Below are 21410 nucleotides of genomic sequence, written 5' to 3'. Positions count from 1 at the left end.
TCGGTGCTCGAGTGTCGGTGTTTAGGCGTCGGAGTTCACAGATCGTAGTTCATAGATCGGAGTTCATAGATCGGAGTTCATAGATCGTCGGTGGCGAGCGCCTTGCGGACCATTTTGGCGAGTTCGGATTTGCGATAGGGCTTTGGCAGCAGGAGCAGTCCTTCGTCGAGCCTCCCGTGATGGACGATCGCATTCTCGGTGTAGCCCGACGTGAACAGCACGCGTTGGCCTGGGCGGATCCGCTGGACCTCTGAGGCGAGCTGGCGTCCGTTCATCGTGCCAGGCATGATGATGTCGGTGAACAGCAGCTCGAACGGCTCGCCGGCGTTGGTGATCGCGAGCGCTTCTGCGGCATTGGCGGCTTCCAGCGTTGCATATCCCAAGGCATGGAGCTGGGCCAGCACGTAGCCGCGCACCAGCCGGTCGTCCTCCACCACCAGGATCGTTTCATGGCCGCCTTCGATGGTCGGAGCGGTTCCCGATGTCGTGGTCACAGCGCCCTCGCTGCCCGGCGGCAGGTACATGCGGATCGTCGTGCCGTGTCCTTCCTCGCTGTAGATCCTGATGTGGCCCGCCGACTGCTTGACGAAGCCGTACACCATCGACAGGCCGAGCCCGGTGCCCTTGCCCGGCCCCTTCGAGGTGAAGAACGGGTTGAAGACCTTGTCGATGATGCCCGCCGGAATGCCGCTGCCGCTGTCGCTGACGGCGATCATTGCATAACGGCCGGGTCGGACATCGTCGTAGAGGCTCGCGTAGTTCTCGTCGAGGTCGGCCCAGCCGGTCTCCAGGATCAGCTTGCCGCCATTCGGCATCGCATCACGGGCGTTGAGCGCGAGATTGATGACCGCGGTGGTGAGCTGATTGGGGTCGACATGCGCGACACAGGTTTCGTCCTGGAATACGGACTCGATCTCGACCTGCTCTCCGAGCGTGGGCCGCAGCAGCTTGGCGGTGTCGATGATCAGCGTGTTGACGTCGATCTCGCGCGGCTGCAGCGGTTGCCGGCGCGCAAAGGCGAGCAGATGCTGCGTCAGATCGGCGCCGCGCGCGGCCGCCTCGTCGATCATCCGCGTGATCGCGGCGAGCTGCGGCTCCTTGGCGACGGCAGCCGCGAGAATCTCGATCGTGCCGGTGATCACGGTCAGGATGTTGTTGAAGTCGTGCGCGATGCCGCCGGTGAGCTGGCCGATCGCTTCCATCTTCTCCGACTGCCGGATCCGCTCCTCCGTCGCGATCTTGTCCGTCAGGTCACGGAAGAAGCCGTTGAGCACGAAGCCGTTGCGCGTCTTCAACGCGGTGACGCTGAGCTCGGCCTTGAACTCGCGGCCGTCGCGCCGCCTCACCATGACCTCGCGCCGCCGTCCGACGCCGAGCGGGGAGGCGTGCCCGGTCATCACGATGCGGCCGAGCGCCGCGCGCAATTCCTCGCCTCCGCCCTCGACCGTGATCACGCTGAACACGTCCTTGCCGAGGATCTCGGCACGGGACCAGCCGAAGATCCGCTCGGCCTGCGAGTTCCAGTTGAGGATGGCGCCCTTGTCGTCGATCTGGACAAAGGCGTCGAGCGCGGTCTCGACGATGTTGCGCGCGAGCTGCTCGCTCTCGCGCAGCGTTTCCTGCGCCAGACGGCTCTCGGTCATGTCGCGGCCGATGAAGAAGTGCCGCTGCACCGGCTCCGACCAGTTCGACGTCCAGGATAAGGTCACGACGCGACCATCCTTGTGGATGTAGCGTCCATCGGAGGTGCGGGAGCGCAGTCCGTTGCGCGAAGCACGCAGCTCCTCGCGCGCCTTTGGCAGGTCGTCGGGATGGATGAAGTCGGCGCCGCTGCGCCCGATCATTTCGGCCGGGCTGTAGCCCAGGATCGTCTCCACGCTCGGCGAGACCTGCACCAGAATGCCATGGCGGTCGGTGATCAGGATCAGGTCCTGTGACGTCTCGAAGATGCGCCGTCGCTCTTCCGTCTGCTGCCGCAGCGCCTGCTCAGTCCTGCGGCTCTCGGTGATGTCGCGGGCGATCTTCGATGCGCCGATGATCTGTCCCGTGGGTGACTTGATCGGTGAGACGCTGAGCGAGGCGAGAATGTGCTGGCCGTCCTTGCGGACGCGGACCGTCTCGAAGGCCTGGATCCGTTCGCCGCGCGCGACGCGCTGCAGGATGTCCTGGGCTTCGGTCGTCCGGTCGGGCGGAACGAGAAAGTCCGCCTGACGTCCCACGACCTCCTCGGCGGAGTAGCCCAGCATGGTCTGCGCGGCCGGATTCCACCCGGTGATGGTTCCGTCGAGGGCGAGCGTGACGATCGCGTCGTTGGATGATTCGACCGCGGCGCTGTAGAGCCGTTCGCGTGCGGCGAAATGATCGCGCGCCGCTTCGGTCAGATAGTGCTCCTGGACCTCGCGCTCCAGCTCGGCGGTCTTGCTGCGGACCTCGTCCATCACGCGCGCGAAAGCGCGCGCCAGCACGCCGGTTTCGCCGACGGCCTCGAGCGGGATCTTGACCGGCTCGCCGCGGCCCATCCCCTCGACCGCCTGCGTGAGCTGGTTGATCGGGCGCGTCAGCGATCTCGCGACCACGAATGCCAGGGCGGCCGCGCACAGCATCGCAATGAGGCCGACCTCGATCGCCGTTTTGCGGATGGCGAGGGCCGGCGCCATGAAGGCCGTGTTGGGAATCGTCTCGATCACCGCCACCCATTCCTGGCCGGCGAGCAGCGCCGGCGCGAATGCGACGCCGCCCGGCCGGTCGGATTCGTCGTGGAGGATGCGCGCAAAACCCTCCGTGCTGCCGGTGGCGCTGGCGAGCGAGGGGAAATCATCCTGCCAGCGGGATGGTCGGCCACGTTTCGAGGCGAACTCGCGCTCGGTTTCGGGATGGAAGAGATAGTCGCCGCGCGCGTTGACGACGTAGAGCTGCGCACCGGGCCGGGCGGCGGTGCGCAGATTGGCGAACACCGGGCGCATGTCGAGATCGATGATCAGGATGGCAAACGGCTTGCCGTCCGGTGCGAACACCGGAGTTCCGATGCACAGCATCGGCACCCCCGTCTTCGGATCGGTGGTGTTGCCGTCGAGGATGATCGGCGAGATCCGGATCCCGCCAGGTGCAAGTCCCAGCGTCTCCTTGATGTAGTTGCGCTCGCCGCGCGCGATCAGCTCGCTCTCCGGGACGATGCGGACGCTGTTTCCCGGGCCAAGCCGGTCGACGCGGATCAGCTCGCGATGGTCGTTCTCGATCCCGACCAGCCGGATCATCGCGTAGGTCGGCTTCGCCTGCAGCTCTGCGAAATAGCGCATGGCGACCCGCTCACGCCAGGACTGCGCCGACAGGCCCTCGCGCGGATCCGGCACGCCGGACTTCAAGGTCCGCATCAGCGTCGCCAGGTTTGGCGAGGCGCGGTAGCCGTTGATGTCGTTGCGGGCGCCGGCCACATAGTTTTCGATCTCGGTCGCCATCAGGCGCGAATGCGATTCGATGCGGTCCAGCGCCCTGGGCAGCAGCGCCCGCTCGAGGCTGCGGTAACCGAGCCAGCCGACGGCGAACACCGCGATCGCGACCAGCAGGATCATCGCGATTGCCAGCCGTGTCGTCAGCGACATGCGATGGCCAAGGCTGCCATCGCTGGCGCCTTCGAGGCCGCTCAGCGACGCATGATTGGCTCGGCTGTCAGGAGTTCGGAACAGCATCGTGGCCTGGCCGTGGTCGCTCAGCCGGATTGCCTGCCGACGCCAGGCAATCGGAAACCATCGTCACGAGGTCAGCCGGTTTGAACGGCTTGGGCAAGGCGGAAACCGCTCCCAGCTTGGTCGCCATGGTAAGATAATCGGGCTCGGAAATCGAGCTTGCGGTCTGCGGTCGCCCCGATGTCATCAGGATCGGAACGCCCGGCGCGCGCTGCAGGATCATGCGCATGGCTTCCAGCCCGTCCATGCCCGGCATGAAGATGTCGAGGATGACGAGATCGAAGCTTTCGCGCTCGAAACGCGCAAGCGCCTTCTGCCCGTCGCCGGCCGTCGCCACGGCATGTCCAGCGCGTTCGAGCACGCGCTGAATGGTCAGCTGCATGACAGGGTCGTCGTCCACGACCAGTATGTTCGCCACGCTCCGCGCCTCCCGAATGGTTGGCAGCAAGACCAACAGTCAGTTGTAGAGGTTTTGCCCAATTCGCGGCGCGCTGCAAGCGCCAGACGACTCAAGTCACATGTGCGGTCATCGGCCGGCCCGCGAATGCCGCCTTACCGGCTCAAAAAGCGGAGTTCTCGCGCAGGCTCCTCGCGGCATCTGGGAACCTTTGCCTTGAGCGAGGTCTCTGCCTTTGTTTAAGGCACTCGCGCCGTAGTTGTACGGCCGGAACACTTCACATTCGTTTAATTCAGTCAATGGAAAAGTTACCAAGGTTCCCGCTCTGCTTGTGTCGGGGAGCTGCGCTCAAGCGCACAACCTTTGAGCATATTCTTGAAGATTTGCGATGTTGGGGTGGATGGATCTGTGGTCAGCAATTTCAAAATCGGTGTTCGCCTCTGGCTTGGCTTCGGCCTGCTCGTGGTCATCGGGCTCGCAACGGCAGCTTTCGGATATTTGCAGCTCGATACCATTTCCAAGAAGGTTGTTCGCATGGCGGATCAGTCGCAGAACGCCATCGGCGTGGTGAAGATCTCGGCGGATCTCCACGCCGCGTCGCGCGCGATGCTGCGCTACCAGAGTGATCGGGACGAGGCGTCCTATGCGGAGGTGGAGACCCGGCTGACGAACGCGGCCGCCACGCTCGACGTGACGATTCGCCGGACAGTGTCGCAGGAGCGGCTGGCGGCGTACCGCCTGCTACAGCCGGAGATCGCGTCCTTGAACGAGAAGCGTGCCGCATTCGGCGGCGTGCTGCAGGCCTATTTTGCCGGTCGAGATGCTTTGTTCGCGGATGGTGATCGCCTCGCGGCCGATCTGCGCAAGCTGGTCGAGGCCGCGCAGGGAACGGGTCATGCTCCGGCAATGGCGGCGCTGGAGCTGACCATCAACTCTGCCCGGATCTCGGTCTGGCGCCATCTTGCCACGCATGACGTCAAGCCACGCGAAGCCTTCACGGCTGAGCTCGGACGTATCAAGGGCGAGTTCGCCGAGCTTGAGCGGCGCGATCTCGGCGAACTCGCCGCGGCGCTTGCGACCGTCAAGGCCGATCTCGCCGCTTATGCCGGCAGCTTCGAGAAGGCATCCAGCAACCTGCTTCGCGGCAACGAGATCTACGCAACCGAGGTCGCACCGCTGACGCGATCGGCAATCGAGCGGATCGAAAAGGTGGAGAGCGGCATCCGCTCGAACTACGTCACGACCGTCGCCGAAACCGGAGGCCTGATCGATGAAGCCTCGCTGGTCCAGCGCACCACGGCGCTCGTCGCCGCGCTGTTGGGAATTGCGAGCGCCGTCCTGATGACGCGCAGCATCACCCGGCCGCTCCAGGTTCTGGTGGATGAATCGGCGCGGCTGTCGGCCGGCGATACGTCGGTCGAGTTTCTTGGCGCGCGCCGCCTTGACGAGGTCGGGAAGCTGGCCGCGGCGGTCGCGAAATTCCGTGACAACGTGCTCGCGCAGCAGGAGGCCGCGCGTCACGTGGCCGAAGCGGCCGAGCAGCGCGAAGCTGCCAACCGCAACATGGAGCAGGCCGTCGAGGAATTCCGGCGCGCCGCCGAGGGGCTGCTCGGCGATGTCGGCAACAACGCAGCCACGATGAAGCACACCGCGAGCGCGCTGACCAACATCTCGGCGCAGGCGACGCAGCAGGCGGAGGCCGCTGCCGATGCATCCGGGCGGACGGCCTCGAACGTCCAGACCGTCGCCGCCGCGGCCGAAGAACTCGCCGGCTCGATCCAGGAGATCGGACGCCAGATCGTGCGTTCGAACACCACCGTGCGAGCGGCCAACGCCACGACGACACGTTCCGAAAGCGAGATCGAAGGCCTTGCCCTGGCAGCTCAAAGCATCTCCTCGGTGGTCGATCTGATCCAGGCGATCGCGGCGCAGACGAACCTGCTGGCGCTCAATGCGACCATCGAGGCGGCGCGCGCCGGCGAAGCCGGCCGAGGCTTCGCCGTCGTCGCCCAGGAGGTCAAGTCGCTGGCCGAGCAGACCGCGCGGGCGACCCAGGAGATCGCCCAGCACGTCCAGGGCATCCAGACCTCCACCGGGAATGCGGTGGCCTCCGTCAAGCAGGTGGGCGTGGCGATGCGCGAGATCGACGAGGTCACGGGCGCGATCGCCAGCGCGGTCGAGCAGCAGGGCGCCGCGACCCGCGAGATTTCCGAGAACGTGCAGATGGCCGCGTCCGGCTCGAACACCCTGGCCTCGAGCATCGCCACCGTGAGCGAAGCGATCCGCCAGACCAACCGCTCTGCCGATCAGGTGGCGGATTCGTCGGCCCAGGTCTCGCAGGCGGCCGAGCGTCTGGCGGAGGAAGTCAGGAGCTTCTTCGTCAAGCTGCGGACGGGGCCGCTGGACCGCCGCAAGGGCGAGAACGCGAACTACAAGGGCCCGGAGCGTCGGCAGAACTACATCGCCGGCGTCACTGGCCGGCGCATGAGGGTTGCGTGAGTTGGCCGTCCGGCGGCGTTCGCCGGGCGGTCTGACAGTGGTGGGGGAATGGATGTTCGGCTTTGTTTCCAATATGAAGATTCAGACCCGGCTGCTGGCCGGGTTCGGTCTGATTTGTTTGTTACTGGCCTGTGCCGTGGGCTATTCGGCCTATGCCGTGTCCGACGTGTCGGAGAGATTTCGCAAGATCGTCGAGTTGAGATCTCCGGTGGCCATCGGCAGCACGCAGCTCGTCGGCGACCTGCAGGCGACGCTCGCGGCGTTGCGCGGCTATCTGCTCACCGGAGATCCCGAGATGAAGCAGCAGCGCGCCGCTTTGTGGGTCGAGTTCGACAAATCCATTCAGGACTTCGATCGCCTCGCGCAGCAGCTCAGGGTTCCTGCCAACCGTGCCCTCTGGGCTGAGGCGAAGCCGCTGCTCGCGGAGTTCAGGGCGGCGCAGGACAAGGCCGAGGCTGTCGCCTTCACGGCCGACGCCTATCCCGCGACCAGGCTGCTCGGCGGCGAAGCCTCGCCGTTGATCGCGACCATGTTCGCGGAAATCACCAAGATGATCGACGAGGAGAACGGCCTCGAAGCGTCTCCGGAGCGGAAGCGGCTGTTGAAGACGATGGCCGACGTCCGCGGCAATCTCGCCGCCGCCGGCTCCCAGCTCAGGCTCTACGTCGCATCTGGCGAAGCGTCGGACCGCGACAAGTTCGCGATGCCCTATACCAACTACAAGAATGCCGTTGCGATCATCGCCTCCCAGGCCAGCCTGCTGACGCCCTCGCAGAAGGCCGCGTTCGATAAGGTCGCCAAGGCGAGCGAAGCGTTCGCGCCCTTGCCGGACAAGATTTTCGCGTTGCGGCAGTCGCCGCAATGGAATGCGGCCGTTTTCCAGCTGGCGACCGAGGCCGCGCCGCGCGCCGACAAGCTTCTGGACATTCTGGCCGGCAAGAAGCGCGCCGACGGAACGCGCAGGGATGGGCTGAAGACCAACCAGCAGGATGTGCTGGTGAAGGACTCGGCCGACGTCGCGGCGCTGATCGACCGCCTTCTCCTCGCCGAATGGCTCCTGCTCGGCATTGGGCTCGCGCTCGGTCTCGCAACCGCCATCCTGGTGGCGCGCTCGATCACGCGGCCGATCCGGGCGCTGGTCGCCGACTCGGCCCTGTTGTCGGATGGCGATACGACGGTGGAGTTCAAGACCGCCGAGCGTGCCGACGAGATCGGTGACGTCTCGAAGGCGGTGGCGATGTTCCGTGACAACGTCATCGCGCAGCAGCAGGCATCGTCCAACTATGTGCGCGAGGCCGAGGCACGCGAGGCAATGAACCGCAACATGGAGCAGGCGGTCGAGACTTTCCGCAGCAAGTCGACGGAGCTGCTGACGGAGGTCGACGACAATGTCAGCGTCATGCGGCACACCGCGGAGTCGCTGACCGGTATCGCCGGCCGCGCCACCGAGCAGGCGGCCTCCGCGGCGGGCGCGTCCGAGAAGACCGCGATGAACGTGCAAACCGTCGCCTCGGCTGCCGAGCAGCTCGCGAGCTCGATCGTGGAGATCGGCCGTCAGATCGAGCTGTCGAACTCGACGGTGCGCAACGCCAACACCACGACCGCGCGGTCGGAAGCCGAGATCGAGGGGCTCGCGCAGGCGGCGCAGAGCATCTCGACCGTCGTCGACTTGATCCAGGCGATCGCCGCGCAGACCAATCTCCTGGCCCTGAATGCGACGATCGAGGCCGCGCGCGCGGGCGAGGCCGGCCGCGGCTTCGCGGTGGTCGCGCAGGAGGTGAAATCGCTCGCCGAGCAGACCGCCAAGGCGACCCAGGAGATCAGCCAGCACGTGCAGGGCATCCAGAGCTCGACGAGCAACGCGGTCGCCTCGGTCAAGGAGGTCTCGACCGCAATGCGGCAGATGGCCGACGTGACGACCGCGATCGCCAGCGCCGTGGAAGAGCAGGGGGCGGCCACGCGGGAGATCTCGCACAACGTCCAGATGGCCGCCTCGGGCAGCAAGATGCTGGCCTCGAACATCTCCACCGTCAGCGGGGCGATCGAGGAAACCAGCCAGTCCGCCGACAGCGTGCGCAACGCCTCGAGCAATGTTTCGCGCGCGGCCGAGAATCTGGCGGCCGAGGTTGAGGAGTTCTTCATCCGGCTGCGCAACGGTCCGCTCGACCGCCGGGTCGAGGATGATCCGAACTATCGGGGACCGGAGCGCCGCGCTGCCCGCCAGAGGCGCAACCAGGCGGCGTGATGATCTTGCCTGCTCCGCTCTATCCGCTGAGATAGTCGGGCCAGCGGCTGCGGATGGTGGCGAGGTCGCTGAGCGTGCCGGTCAGATGCTCGCGCAAATGCGCCTGCGCCTCGTCGGGCCGTCCGGCGGCGATCGCGTCGACGATCTGCTTGTGGTGGCGCAGGATGGTCTGTGCCTTGCCCGGCGACGGCAGATGCAGCCGGCGCAGCCGGTCGATGTGGCCGCTGCGGCTGCGCACCAGGGTCCAAAGCTCGTGCTTGTTTGCGGCTGTGTAGAGACGCTCGTGGAAGGCGTTGTCGGCCAGCATGAAGGCGGCGAAATCGCCATCCCTGGCGAAGCGTCGCTGCTGAGCCACCAGCCCGTAGAGCTCGTCCGCGAGAGTCTGCACGGGCTCGCGTGCCAGCAGCCGCACGATCTCCAGCTCCAGCGCTTGCCGCAGGAATTGCGCCTGCTGCGCCCGGCCGATATCGATGCGGCTCACCAGCGTCGCATGCTGCGGGAAGATGTCGACCAGGCCCTCCTCGGCAAGCCGCATCAGCGCGTCCCGGATCGGCGTCGAGCTCAGCCCGAACTCGGCTTGCAGGGACGTCCGCGACAAGGGCGAGCCCGGGGGGAGCGCCAGTGAGATGATCTGATCGCGCAGCCTTTCGAACACCTGCGGCGCCGCGCGCCGGCTCGGGTCGAGCCGTTCAGGCGGAGGGGCCCTCGGCGGCATGTCGGGCGGGATGTCGGGTGGCGTCGCGGGCGGGGCCATGAGGAGCGGACGTCCTGCTGAAATGTCGCACGCAGCGATCGCGGCACTTGTCAGAGATAAACTAATGCATTAGTGCATCGGGTGACCGGCCGTCAAGAACCGCCGGCGCGTGAGGAGGGATGTGCCATGTTCGCTAGGTTCGGTCGCTCTCCCATGGGCGCCGTCGGACTGCTGGGGGCGCTGCTCGTCACGGCGATCTGGAACGACGCCGCGCAGGCCCAGCAGAAGACCGAGATATCGCTGTCGCGCCAGCCCGGCATCTTCTACATGCCGAGCCACATCATCGAAAAAAACAAGCTGATCGAGAAGCACGCCGCTGCGCTCGGATTGCCCAACGTAACCACGAAGTGGCTGACCTTCTCCGGCGGCGGCGCGCAGACCGATGCGCTGCTGTCCGGCAGCGTCGACATCCTCAACACCGGCACCGGCAATCTGCTGCTGCTGTGGGATCGCACACGCGGCGGGGTGAAGGGCATCGTCGCCACCTCGGCCCAGCCGATGACGCTGATCAGCCGGGATCCCAGCATCAAGTCGATCAAGGATTTCGGTCCGACCGACAAGATCGCCGTACCGACGGTGAAGGTCTCCACGCAAGCGATCGTGCTGCAGATCGCGGCCGCCGAGGCGTTCGGCGCCGACCAGTGGAACAGGCTCGATGCCAACACCGTGCAGCTCGGGCATCCCGACGCTTACACGGCGCTGACCAATCCGCAGCACGAGGTCCACAATCACTTCTCCATCCCGCCCTATACGTTCCTCGAAATGAAGAACGTGCCGGGCGCGCATGTCGTGCTGAACTCGCCCGACGTGATGGGCGGGCCGCTCAGCCAGGCGCAGTTCTTCACCACCACGAAATTCGCCGACGCCAATCCGAAGATCATCCAGGCCGTGCGCGACGCCACCAAGGAGGCGCAGGATCTGATCCGCAGCGACACCAGAACGGCGGTCGAGATCTACAAGGAGATCACCGGCGACAAGACCTCCGTCGAGGACCTGCTGGCGTGGCTCAAGGAGCCCGGCATGATGGAATGGAATCTGGAGCCGCAGGGCACCATGAAATTCGCCGCGCACCTCGCCAGGATCGGCACCATCAAGACCCAGCCCAAGGCCTGGACAGACTATTATCTGCCGGTCGCGCATGACCTGAAGGGCAACTGATGTCCACGCTGCTCGATGTCGACGGCGTCACCCTGCGTTACAAGACCTCCAGTGCCGTCATCACGGCGACCGAGCGCGTCGGCTTCGCCGTCGACCGCTCCGACCGCTTCGTGCTGCTGGGGCCGTCCGGCTGCGGCAAGTCGACTCTGCTGAAGGCCGTCGGCGGCTACATCAAGCCGAGCGAGGGCCGCATGCGCATCAACGGCCGCGAGATCACCGGTCCCGGCGCCGACCGCATGATGATCTTCCAGGAGTTCGATCAGCTGCTTCCGTGGAAGACGGTGCTCGCCAATGTGATGTTCCCGCTGCTGACCGCGCGGCGCATGCCGCGCAAGGAAGCCGAGAGCAGGGCACGCGCCTATATCGAGAAGGTCGGGCTGACGCGCGTCGTCGACGCCTATCCGCACACGCTGTCGGGCGGCATGAAGCAGCGCGTCGCGATCGCTCGGGGCATGGCGATGGAGCCGGACATCCTGCTGATGGACGAGCCGTTCGCCGCGCTCGACGCGCTGACGCGGCGCACTTGCCAGGACGAGCTGCTGCAGCTGTGGAACGAGACCAAGTTCACGGTGCTGTTCGTGACGCATTCGATCGCGGAGGCCATCAAGATCGGCAACCGCATTTTGCTGCTGTCGCCGCATCCCGGCCGCGTGAAAGCCGAGGTGATCGACGTCGACAAGGTCTCGGCCGAGGACGGCAGCGCGGCGCGGCTGGAGAAGCAAATCCATGATCTCTTGTTCTCCGAACCCGCAACGGCGCATTGAGGAGGGCTGGATATGGCTGACGCCAAGATCATCCTGCGCGACACGTCGGCGCCATCAGCCGCGCCCGCGGCCGATGTCGCGCGCAAACTGAGCGTGCCCGAGCTGTTGTGGAACGACGGCTTCGTCCGCAAGAGCCTGATCATCGTCGTGCTCGCGGCGATCTGGCAGGCCTATGGCAGCTATCTCGACAACCCGCTGCTGTTCCCGACCTTCTCCGACACCATCGCAGCACTGTGGGAGAAGGTGCGCGACGGCACCATTCCGATGCGCGCCTGGACCTCGCTGAAGGTGCTGTTCATGGGCTATGCCGCGGGCATCACGCTCGCCGCGATCCTGACCGTGCTTGCGATCTCGACCCGCATCGGCACTGATTTCCTCGAGACCGTCACCGCGATGTTCAACCCGCTGCCGGCGATCGCGCTGCTGCCGCTGGCCTTGATCTGGTTCGGGCTCGGCAGCGGCAGCCTCGTGTTCGTGCTGATCCATTCGGTGCTGTGGCCGGTCGCTCTCAATACCCACTCGGGCTTCAAGAGCGTCTCCAACACGCTGCGCATGGTCGGCCGCAACTACGGCCTCACGGGCTTTTCCTACGTCATCCGCATTCTCATTCCCGCGGCGTTCGGCGCCATTCTCACCGGGCTCAAGATCGGCTGGGCCTTTGCCTGGCGCACCCTGATCGCGGCCGAGCTGGTGTTCGGCGTCTCCTCCGGGCAGGGCGGCCTCGGCTGGTTCATCTTCGAGAACCGCAATCTGCTCGAAATCCCGGCGGTGTTCGCCGGCCTTCTCACCGTGATCCTGATCGGCCTGGTGGTCGAGAACCTGATCTTCCGCACCATCGAGCGCCGGACCGTGCTGACCTGGGGAACGCAATCATGAGCAACAAGAAGACCCCCGACCAGCTGCGCAGCGCGCGCTGGTTCGCGCCCGACGATCTCCGCTCGTTCGGCCACCGTTCGCGGGTGATGCAGATGGGCTATGCCCAGGAGGAGTGGAAGGGCCGCCCGGTGATCGCCATCGTCAACACCTGGTCGGACGCACAGCCCTGCCACATGCACTTCAAGCAGCGCGTCGATGACGTGAAGCGCGGCGTGCTGATGGCGGGCGGGTTCCCGATCGAGCTGCCGGCGCTGTCGCTGTCGGAGTCGCTGCTCAAGCCGACCACGATGCTCTATCGCAACATGTTGGCGATGGACGTCGAGGAGCTCCTGCGCAGCCATCCCGTGGATGGCGTCGTGCTGATGGGCGGCTGCGACAAGACCACGCCGGCGCTGCTGCTCGGCGCCACCAGCATGAACCTGCCGGCGATCTATCTCCCGGCCGGGCCGATGCTGCGCGGCAATTGGAAGGGCAAGACGCTCGGCTCCGGCTCGGACGCCTGGAAGTACTGGGACGAGCGCCGCGCCGGCAAGCTGTCGGATGCCGACTGGAATGCGATGGAGGCGGGCATCGCCCGCAGCCACGGCACCTGCATGACCATGGGCACGGCGTCGACCATGACGGCGATTGCCGAGGCGATCGGCATGACCCTGCCGGGTGCGTCGTCGATTCCCGCCGCTGACGCCGAGCATATCCGCATGAGCTCGGAATGCGGCCGTCGCATCGTCGAGATGGTGTGGGAGGATCTGACGCCGTCGAAGATCCAGACGCGCGAAGCGTTCGAGAACGCGATCGCAGTCGCCATGGCGATGGGCTGCTCGACCAACGCCATCATCCACGTGATCGCGCAGGCGCGCCGCGCCGGGGCCGATATCGGCCTCGACGGTTTCGAGGCGGCGAGCCGCAAGGTGCCGGTGCTCGCCAATGTCCGGCCGAGCGGCGACACCTATCTGATGGAAGACTTCTACTACGCCGGCGGGCTTCCCGGTCTGATGAGCCGGATGACGGAGCATCTCCATCTCGACTGCCTCACCGTCAACGGCCGCACCCTCGGCGATAACATCAAGGGCGCCGGCGTCTATAACGACGACGTCATCCGGCCGCAGTCGAACCCGATCTATCGCGAGGGCGCGCTCGCCGTGCTCAAGGGCAACCTCGCCCCCGACGGCTGCGTCATCAAACCCTCTGCTTGTGATCCGCGCTTCCTCAAGCATACCGGCCCGGCGCTGGTGTTCGACGATTATCCGTCGATGAAGAAGGCGATCGACGATCCCGACCTCGACGTCACCGCCGACCACGTCATGATCCTGCGCAATGCCGGCCCGCAGGGCGGCCCCGGCATGCCGGAATGGGGTATGCTCCCGATCCCGACCAAGCTCGTGAAGCAGGGTGTCCGCGACATGGTGCGGCTGTCGGACGCGCGCATGAGCGGCACCTCTTATGGCGCTTGCATCCTGCACGTCTCGCCTGAATCTTATATCGGCGGCCCCCTCGCGCTTGTGCGCAACGGCGATCTCATCACGCTCGACGTTGCCGCTCGTACGATCAATCTCGATGTGCCCGAAGATGAACTGGCTCGCCGCCGTGCCGCCTGGACGCCGCCGGTACCGCGCTTCGAGCGCGGCTATGGCTGGATGTTCGCCCGCCACATCAGGCAGGCCAATGACGGCTGCGACTTCGACTTCCTCGAGACCGGCTTCGGCGCGCCCGTGGGCGAGCCGGCGATTTATTAGTTCAGCTCTCATTCCGGGACGCCGCGGAGCGGAAAGCCCGGAATCCATAACCACGATCGGGAGTATGGATTCCGGGCTCGCGCTCCGCGCGTCCCGGAATGACGAACGGAGAGAGCATCACATGACCAAACTCAGCACCGCCACCCGCAACAAGCTCAAGACCGTCTCGACGGCGACCGTTGCCACCGCGCTGTTCAAGCGTGGCCTGCGCATTCAGTGCATCCAGAACGTCCATCCGCTCAGCCCGCAGCAGCCGACCATGGTCGGCGAAGCCTTCACCTTGCGCTACATCCCGGCGCGCGAGGATCTCAACACGATCGACGTGTTCCGTGATCGCGGCCATCCGCAGCGCAAGGCTGTCGAGGACTGCCCGCCCGGCGCCGTGTTGGTGATGGACAGCCGCAAGGACGCGCGCGCCGCCTCGGCAGGGGCGATTCTCGTCAGCCGGTTGCAGCAGCGCGGCGTCGCCGGCGTCGTCACCGATGGCGGCTTCCGCGACTCCGCCGAGATCGCGAAGCTCGGCATTCCCGCGTTTCATCAGCGTCCGAGCGCGCCCACCAATCTCACCTTGCATCATGCCATCGAGATCAACGGCCCGATCGCCTGCGGCGACGCGCCGGTGTTTCCCGGCGACGTCATCCTCGGCGATTCCGACGGCGTCATCGTCATCCCCGCCGGCATCGCCGACGAGATCGCCGATGAGACCTTCGAGATGACCGCGTTCGAGGATTTCGTCGCCGAACAGGTGGTGCAAGGACGCTCTATCCTCGGTCTCTATCCGCCGACCGATCCGCAGACCCCAGCGGACTTTGCGGCGTGGCGCGCGAAGAACGGCAGGTAGTCGCCACGCACTCAGCTGTCGTCCCGGCCTTGAGCCGGGACCCATAGCCACAGGGTGGCGTGGTGGGGAAGGACGTAGCTCCAGCGAGCTCACAAACCACCGACGGTGGTTATGGGTCCCGGCTCAAGGCCGGGACGACGACACCGTTGATGCGGTGAGCTGCCGGGCAATCAGTTCACGCTTGCCGGTCGCCGCTCATGCCGTCCTGTCCGCCATCCCCACTGCCCACAGCGCAAACGCATAGACGATCGCGACTTCGTCCAGCCGGTTGAAGCGGCCGGAGGCGCCGCCGTGGCCGGCGCCCATGTTGGTGCGCAACACCACCGGGCCGCCTGATGTCATCGTCGCGCGCAGCCGCGCGATCCATTTCGCGGGCTCCCAATAGGTGACGCGCGGGTCGGTGAGGCCGGCCATCGCGAGGATCGCGGGATAGTGCTTGGCGGCGACGTTGTCATAAGGCGAGTAGGACAGGATCGTACGGAAATCCTTTTCGCTCTCGATCGGGTTGCCCCATTCGGGCCATTCGGGCGGCGTCAGCGGCAGGGTGTCGTCGAGCATCGTGTTGAGCACGTCGACGAACGGCACCTCGGCGACGATGCCGGCGAACAATTCGCCCGAGCGATTGGCGACCGCGCCCATCAGCATGCCGCCGGCGCTGCCGCCATGGCCGACGATGCGCTTCGCGCTGGTGTAGTTTGCCGCGATCAGCGCGCGGGCGCAGGCCGCGAAATCGTCAAAGCTGTTGGTCTTCTTCTCGCGCTTGCCTTCGAGATACCAGCCCCAGCCCTTGTCGGTGCCGCCGCGGATATGCGCGATGGCATAGACGAAGCCGCGATCGACAAGCGACAGCCGGTTGGCGGAGAACGACGCCGGCATCGCGTGGCCGTAGGAGCCGTAACCGTAGAGCAGCAGCGGCGCCGAGCCGTCGGCCTTGAAGTCGCGCCGGTGCAGCAGCGACACCGGCACCTCGGCACCGTCCTCCGCCCTGGCCATGATGCGCGTCGTGACGTAGTCCGCCGGATTGTGCCCCGATGGAATCTCCTGGCGCTTGCGCAAGGTCTTTGCGCGCGTGACCATGTCGTAGTCCCACACCTCCGACGGCGTGGTCATCGACGAATAGGCAAAGCGCAGGTTGGTGGTGTCGAACTCGTAGGATCCCATCGCATCCAGCGAATAGGCGCCCTCGGCGAAGGCGATCGCGTGCTCTTCGCCTGATGTGAGGTCGCGGATCACGATCGACGGCAGCGCATTGGCGCGCTCCAGCCGCACCAGATGGCCTGAATACAGATCGTGATCGAGCACGTAGATGCCGGCGCGATGCGGGATGAAGTCGCGCCAATTGGCGCGCTCGGGCGCCGCCAGCGGCGCCGTCACGATCTTGAAGTCGATCGCGCCGTCGGCATTGGTCAGGATGAACAGCTCGTTGCCGCGATCCGCGATCGAGTATTGCACGCCATTCTCGCGCGCGGCGACGAGCCGCGGCGGCGCTTCGGGCGCATCGAGATCGATCAGCCGCTGCTCCGACGTCTCATGATCGCCGCCCGCGATGACGCAGAACCGGCCGGAGGTCGACTCGTGCACATGCGTGAACCAGCCAGTGTCCTTCTCCTCGTAGACCAGCACGTCGTCGGCCTGCTTGGTGCCGAGCTTGTGGCGCCAGACCTGCATCGGCCGGTGGTTGTCGTCGAGCTTGACGTAGAAGAAGCTCTTGCAGTCGCGCGACCACACCACGCCGCCGTCGGTCTCCTCGACGACATCGGCGAGCTCGTCGCCGCTGTCCCAGTCGCGGACGCGGATGGTGAAATATTCCGAGCCCTTGGTGTCGGCGCTCCACGCCACGAGCTTGTGGTCATGCGAATGCCGGCTGCCGCCGAACTTGAAGTAGTCGTGGCCGCGCGCCAGCGCATCGCCGTCGAGCCCGATGGTTTCCGCGCCGCCATGGCGCAGCGTGCGGCAGAACAATTCGTGCTGGCCGCCCTCGCGATACTTGCGGAAATAGGCATAGGGACCGTCCGGCGACGGCACCGAGGAGTCGTCTTCCTTGATGCGGCCGCGCATCTCCGCCACGATTGTCTTTTGCAGGGGCGCGGTGTGGCCGAGCACGGACTCGGCATATCCGTTCTCGGCCTCGAGATAGGCGCGAATATCCGCGTCGAGCAGCCTGGGATCGTGCAGCACCTCCTGCCAGCGCTCATCCTTCAGCCAGGCGTAATCGTCCTGCACGGTGATGCCGTGGCGGGTGAAAGAATACGGACGGCGTGGCGCCACCGGCGCCTTGGTGCTGCTGTCGGTCATGTCGGTCCTTATGCGGTCACACTCTCGCCGAGCCATTGGATCGCTGCATCCAGGCCGCCGCGGCCATGCGGGATCTTCAACGCCACGAGGGCCATTTCGATCACGCCGAGCGTGCCCAGCACCATCGGCGCGTTGACATGCCCCATATGGGCGATGCGGAAGGCCTTGCCGCTGAGATCGCCGATCCCGGTGCCGAGCACCACGCCGCACTGCTCCTTGCAGTAGGCCTGCAGCACGGCCGGATCATAGCCTTCGCCGACCAGCACGGTGGTCACCGTGTTGGAGCGCTCGGTGGCGTCCTCGATGTTGAAGCCGATCACCTGGCCCTCGCTCCACTTGGCGACCGCGCGGCGCACGGCCTCGCCGAGCAATTGATGCCGGCGGAACGCATGCGGCAGGCCTTCGGCGAACAGCATGTCCATGGCCTGGCGCAGCGCGAACAACAGATGCACCGGCGCGGTGCCGCCATATTTACGATAATGCTCGGTGCCCTCGCGCTCGCTCCAATCCCAATACGGCGTGCGCATGTTGGCGCGCTTGTGCACCTCGAGCGCGCGCGCGTTCGCCGCGACGAAGCCGAGGCCGGGCGGCGTCATCAGGCCCTTCTGCGAGCCGGACATCGCGACGTCGATGTGCCAGGCGTCCATTTCGAACGGCATGCAGCCGAGCGAGGCCACGGTGTCGACCATGTAGAGCGCCGGGTGACCGCTCGCCCGGATTGCGCGGCCGATCGCCTCGACGTCGTTGACGACACCCGAGGCGGTGTCGATCTGCGCCACCACGATGGCCTTGATCGTATGTTCCTTGTCGGCGCGAAGCCGCGCCTCGACCTCGGCCGGGCGCACCGCGCGCCGCCAGTCGCCGCGCAGCACTTCGACCTCGGCACCCATCGCTTTCGCCGCATGGCCCCAGCCCACCGCGAAGCGCCCGCTCTCCAGCACCAGAACCTTGTCGCCGCGCGACAGCACGTTCGAGAGCACGGCCTCCCAGGCGCCATGGCCGTTGGCGATGTAGATGTAGGTCTTGCCCTTGGTCGCGAACAGCCGCCCGAGGTCGGACAGGATGCCGTCGGTCAGCTCCACCATCTGCCTGGAGTAGATGTCCAGCGCCGGGCGGTGCATCGCCTGAAGCACCTCGTCGGGCATCGTGGTGGGTCCCGGGATGGCCAGAAACTCCCGGCCCGCGCGAACGGTCATTGTCAGTGTCCTTGGCGAATGATTTGGGCGATGTGGTCTTGCGATTGGGGTGGCGGGCTCCCGCGCAGGGCGAGCCCGCTGATGGTTTTACGTGGCACGGCGGCAGAAGGAAAGCCGGGCAAGCCGGGGAGCTGGCATGCCCCGGCGGGCCAGCCTAGCGGCGGGTCTCGCGGCAGCCGGCCGCCTCGGCCTCTTCGACCGAGCAGAACCAGCGCGTGCCCTTGGCGACGTGCATCTTGATCTGCGCGTACCAGCGGCTCTTCGGCGTGTGATAGATGCACTCGCCGGCGCCGTTGACATTGCCCTTGATGGTGCAGTCCGGCGAGGGCGCGACCGGCCCGGAGGCCGAGGCGAGCAGGATGTTGCGGGCGCCCTCCGGCGGCTTGGTGGCGCCGAGGATGGTGGTCTTCTTGTTACGCACCCGCCAGTCCCATGGCGCGATGAACGCGCCCTGCCACATCCCGGCCTTGGCGGCGCGCGCCTCCGCTTCATCCGGCTCGTAGTCGTGCGAGACCGTGCGATAGGCCAGCGCCCAGCCGCTCCGCACCAGCCATTTCTGGATATCCTCGCCGTCCACGTCGCAGCGCGCCACCTGCCGGCCGCGCCGGTCGATCGAGCGCGGATGACACACCCAGCTCTTGCCGTCGGCATGCTTGATCAGTTCGTCCCGCGCCGCCGCGCCGCAGGTCCAGCGCTCGCCCTGCTGGTTGAGGCACAGCTGATCGACCGACGGCGCATCGATGCCGCCAAGCCGGACGCGCGTCGTGCCGATCACCACGCTGTCGGCTTCGCGGACCTTGGCGATACCGGTGATGTCGGCGGCGGACGCAACGCTGGGCAGCAGCAACAGCAGCGCGAGGATGGCGGGTTTCATCGTCATGAACGGGCGCGGGTCATCCTTGGGATGGGCAATGTCCGCGATTGTGCGGCGGATCGGTCAGTTGTTCCAGCGCGCTGATAACCTGGTTTGCTCAACTTCACGCGATGGTGAGGCTGATAAGTCGGGAAAGCGGACCTGTTGCCCGCAACGGCGGTGCGCTCCCCTCACCGCAAGGGGGAGGGGAGTCGACCGCGATCGCCGCGAAACCTCGTTCCATCACCCCATGCCAACTCGCCGCGCCAGCGCCAGCCCCATCAGCACGAAGGCCGACGTCACCTCGGGGCCGCCGACAAGGATGCGGGTGGGCGTCTTCATCTTGTTCCATTCATAGGCGCGATACGGGTGCCGCCGGCCGCCTTCGCCGAAGCTCGTGACGATGCAATGCACGGCTGGCGCGAAGCTCGCGGTATTGCCGCCGAGATGGCCGAGCGCGATCAGCGCCAGCGCGGCGTCGAACGGGTTCATCTCCCGGCCGACCAGCTCCTCCTCGACATAGGCGAGCACGCGCAGGCGGATCAGCTCGAACGCGCCGTCGGGATCGATCGCCTGGCGCTCCGCCGGTGGCAGCGCCATGAAGGCGTGATAGCAGCGGCCGAAATAGGCGCAGTACAGCTCCGGCAGATAATAGATGTGCGAGCGCGGATCGGCGAAGGCGCCGCTCGTCACCAGCCGCAGCTGGAAGCCGACGATGCGCCTGACAAACGCGAGTCGCGCCTGCGTCTCCAGGATCTGCCAGCGCGCGAGATTGCGGAACGACACTTCGAGCACGTCCAGGTTCAGCGTCGGGTCGAGATCGTTGCCATAGGGCCGCTCGCCGGCCAGGCTGTCGATCCAGGTCGCCACGCCGCCTTCATAATCGATGTTGTCGTTGATCGGTACGGTCACGCGCGGCTCGTTGCCGCCGGCGCGCACCTGGTAGCCGGCGTAGAAATCGACCAGCGGCTGGCTGAGAATCGGATCGTCCGAGCCGGCCTGGGTCGCTGCCGAGAAAGAGCACGCCGTCGTGTCGCAATCGGGCACGTAGACGCCGAAGCCGAGGTCCTGCTTGATCTGGGTGAAGAAGCGCGAGAACCGCGGGTGCGGGTGCGGCGCCAGCGCGGTGACGACATTGTAGCTGTTGCCGTCGGCGCCGCGCACCTCCTCGCGGCTGGTCTTGAGGCAGAACTCGACCATCGCCGACACCGCTGCGCGCGCCGCTGTCGCCTGGTCGGATGAAGCGAGACCGGTCTCGAGATAGCTCAGCAGCGCCTCGATGAAGAACGCGTCGTAATAGGCCGAGCGGTGGCGGATCTGCACCGGCTCCCACATCGGCTCGGCGATGCCACGCCACGGCGGATTGATCACCGCCGCCGCCGGCGAGCGCGCGATGAAGACGCGGGCGAGGTTGAACAGCAAGGTCGAGTTCTTGTAGCCGCGCGCATCGAGCCCCCGCAGCGCCATCAGCACCTCGCGGCCGCTCATGTCGGGATCGCCGATCAGATTGAAGGCTGCGTAGGTCGGCAGAAAACCGTTGCGGGCGTAGGAGCCGAGCAGGTCGGCGCCGCAGGCCCGGATCACCCGGTCGATCTCGCCGACCTGCGGCATCGCGACCGGTGCAGTTCGGCGCGGCGGCATCGGGTGATGCAGCGCGACGCTGTCGACCAGTTCGGCGATCGGGCGGCCGACCTCGTCCCAGTCCGGCGTCGGATTGTCGCGGGCGAGAACCAGCGACTGGCGCAGCGCATTGAGGCGGCCGGGATCGTTGAGTTCCGGCAGGCCGGCGCGGCGCAGCAGGGCGCGCAACGCGGGGTTGCCGAGCGCGGTCCGGTAGAATTTGGCGAGATGCGGGTCGCCTCGGCCTGGCTGACGCAGAATCGGATCGCAGACGTCGTACAGCGAAGGACCGTCCTTGCGGGCCGTGAATGCGCGGCAGGCGGCGCCGGCGAAATACTGGAAACTCAACGTGAGGACTCGCAGTTGTCGAGGCGGGACAGACGGCGTGCGCGGCTTGAAAAACCCGGCAAATGGCTCGTGACGCGCATGCCGAGGAGCAAACTGGCATGCGCGGCGGCCAAAGACAACGTGACCGGGATCACTGCGGCGGCTGGGG

The 21410-nt window shown here is 66.3% G+C and carries 14 protein-coding genes; 7 read left to right on the top strand and 7 right to left on the bottom strand.

Features of this window, described 5'->3' with window-relative positions; translation table 11 throughout:
• Positions 1-77 precede the first annotated feature (77 nt).
• Positions 78-3686, bottom strand: coding sequence for a PAS domain S-box protein (locus BRADO_RS32470; RefSeq protein WP_012030445.1), 3609 nt, complete (start codon positions 3684-3686; stop codon positions 78-80).
• The gene (locus tag BRADO_RS32465) at positions 3667-4101 is read right to left on the bottom strand and encodes a response regulator (RefSeq protein WP_041757933.1); all 435 of its coding nucleotides are present in this window, start codon (positions 4099-4101) and stop codon (positions 3667-3669) included. Before BRADO_RS32465 ends, BRADO_RS32470 begins: the two co-directional genes overlap by 20 nt.
• Before the next feature lie 513 nt (positions 4102-4614).
• Here BRADO_RS32465 and BRADO_RS32460 point away from each other — a divergent pair.
• Together BRADO_RS32460 and BRADO_RS32455 are read left to right on the top strand one after the other, a co-directional pair.
• Positions 4615-6579 (top strand): methyl-accepting chemotaxis protein, encoded by a 1965-nt coding sequence (locus BRADO_RS32460; protein WP_157872646.1) that lies wholly within the window; start codon positions 4615-4617, stop codon positions 6577-6579.
• Between the two features lie 73 nt (positions 6580-6652).
• Positions 6653-8824 (top strand): methyl-accepting chemotaxis protein, encoded by a 2172-nt coding sequence (locus tag BRADO_RS32455; protein ID WP_371259347.1) that lies wholly within the window; start codon positions 6653-6655, stop codon positions 8822-8824.
• Positions 8825-8843: 19 nt separating this feature from the next.
• Here the strand turns inward: BRADO_RS32455 and BRADO_RS32450 are convergent, their stop codons facing one another.
• Positions 8844-9578: a GntR family transcriptional regulator gene (locus BRADO_RS32450; protein WP_012030441.1), complete on the bottom strand. Its 735-nt coding sequence runs from the start codon at positions 9576-9578 to the stop codon at positions 8844-8846.
• A gap of 153 nt (positions 9579-9731) precedes the next feature.
• Here BRADO_RS32450 and BRADO_RS32445 point away from each other — a divergent pair, with 153 nt between their 5' ends.
• The 5 genes from BRADO_RS32445 (at position 9732) to BRADO_RS32425 (ending at position 14950) form a co-directional block, all read left to right on the top strand.
• Positions 9732-10736: an ABC transporter substrate-binding protein gene (locus BRADO_RS32445; protein WP_085972833.1), complete on the top strand. Its 1005-nt coding sequence runs from the start codon at positions 9732-9734 to the stop codon at positions 10734-10736.
• Entirely contained in the window at positions 10736-11500 is a 765-nt protein-coding gene (locus BRADO_RS32440; protein ID WP_012030439.1) for an ABC transporter ATP-binding protein, read from the top strand. Before BRADO_RS32445 ends, BRADO_RS32440 begins: the two co-directional genes overlap by 1 nt.
• Positions 11501-11512: 12 nt before the next feature.
• Entirely contained in the window at positions 11513-12376 is an 864-nt protein-coding gene (locus BRADO_RS32435; RefSeq protein WP_012030438.1) for an ABC transporter permease, read from the top strand.
• A complete protein-coding gene (araD, locus tag BRADO_RS32430; RefSeq protein ID WP_012030437.1) occupies positions 12373-14109 on the top strand; it encodes an L-arabinonate dehydratase in 1737 nt (578 codons plus the stop codon). Before BRADO_RS32435 ends, araD begins: the two co-directional genes overlap by 4 nt.
• Before the next feature lie 121 nt (positions 14110-14230).
• A complete protein-coding gene (locus BRADO_RS32425) occupies positions 14231-14950 on the top strand; it encodes a ribonuclease activity regulator RraA (protein WP_012030436.1) in 720 nt (239 codons plus the stop codon).
• 195 nt (positions 14951-15145) lie between these two features.
• Here BRADO_RS32425 and BRADO_RS32420 read toward each other — a convergent pair whose 3' ends face one another.
• From BRADO_RS32420 to BRADO_RS32405, 4 genes are all read right to left on the bottom strand, one after another.
• Positions 15146-17245, bottom strand: a complete 2100-nt coding sequence (locus BRADO_RS32420) for a S9 family peptidase (RefSeq protein ID WP_012030435.1) — start codon at positions 17243-17245, stop codon at positions 15146-15148.
• Between the two features lie 8 nt (positions 17246-17253).
• Complete coding sequence (locus tag BRADO_RS32415) at positions 17254-18441, bottom strand: alanine--glyoxylate aminotransferase family protein (RefSeq protein ID WP_012030434.1); 1188 nt, start codon at positions 18439-18441, stop codon at positions 17254-17256.
• Positions 18442-18595: 154 nt separating this feature from the next.
• On the bottom strand, positions 18596-19321 hold the full coding sequence (locus BRADO_RS32410) for a thermonuclease family protein (RefSeq protein WP_012030433.1): 726 nt from the start codon (positions 19319-19321) through the stop codon (positions 18596-18598).
• Between the two features lie 216 nt (positions 19322-19537).
• The gene (locus BRADO_RS32405; protein ID WP_012030432.1) at positions 19538-21262 is read right to left on the bottom strand and encodes a hypothetical protein; all 1725 of its coding nucleotides are present in this window, start codon (positions 21260-21262) and stop codon (positions 19538-19540) included.
• Between the last annotated feature and the right edge of the window lie 148 nt (positions 21263-21410).

This window comes from Bradyrhizobium sp. ORS 278 (assembly GCF_000026145.1).
GTDB lineage: Bacteria > Pseudomonadota > Alphaproteobacteria > Rhizobiales > Xanthobacteraceae > Bradyrhizobium.
This window is presented reverse-complemented; position numbering and strand designations above follow the sequence as displayed.

What these genes read in the sequence shown, in the direction of transcription:
- BRADO_RS32470 (WP_012030445.1), bottom strand. Translation starts at nt 3,686, where the DNA reads ATGCTGTTCCGAACTCCTGACAGCCGAGCCAATCATGCGTCGCTGAGC.
- BRADO_RS32460 (WP_157872646.1), top strand. Translation starts at nt 4,615, where the DNA reads ATGGCGGATCAGTCGCAGAACGCCATCGGCGTGGTGAAGATCTCGGCG.
- BRADO_RS32455 (WP_371259347.1), top strand. Translation starts at nt 6,653, where the DNA reads ATGAAGATTCAGACCCGGCTGCTGGCCGGGTTCGGTCTGATTTGTTTG.
- BRADO_RS32450 (WP_012030441.1), bottom strand. Translation starts at nt 9,578, where the DNA reads ATGGCCCCGCCCGCGACGCCACCCGACATCCCGCCCGACATGCCGCCG.
- BRADO_RS32445 (WP_085972833.1), top strand. Translation starts at nt 9,732, where the DNA reads ATGGGCGCCGTCGGACTGCTGGGGGCGCTGCTCGTCACGGCGATCTGG.
- BRADO_RS32440 (WP_012030439.1), top strand. Translation starts at nt 10,736, where the DNA reads ATGTCCACGCTGCTCGATGTCGACGGCGTCACCCTGCGTTACAAGACC.
- BRADO_RS32435 (WP_012030438.1), top strand. Translation starts at nt 11,513, where the DNA reads ATGGCTGACGCCAAGATCATCCTGCGCGACACGTCGGCGCCATCAGCC.
- araD (WP_012030437.1), top strand. Translation starts at nt 12,373, where the DNA reads ATGAGCAACAAGAAGACCCCCGACCAGCTGCGCAGCGCGCGCTGGTTC.
- BRADO_RS32425 (WP_012030436.1), top strand. Translation starts at nt 14,231, where the DNA reads ATGACCAAACTCAGCACCGCCACCCGCAACAAGCTCAAGACCGTCTCG.
- BRADO_RS32420 (WP_012030435.1), bottom strand. Translation starts at nt 17,245, where the DNA reads ATGACCGACAGCAGCACCAAGGCGCCGGTGGCGCCACGCCGTCCGTAT.
- BRADO_RS32415 (WP_012030434.1), bottom strand. Translation starts at nt 18,441, where the DNA reads ATGACCGTTCGCGCGGGCCGGGAGTTTCTGGCCATCCCGGGACCCACC.
- BRADO_RS32410 (WP_012030433.1), bottom strand. Translation starts at nt 19,321, where the DNA reads ATGACGATGAAACCCGCCATCCTCGCGCTGCTGTTGCTGCTGCCCAGC.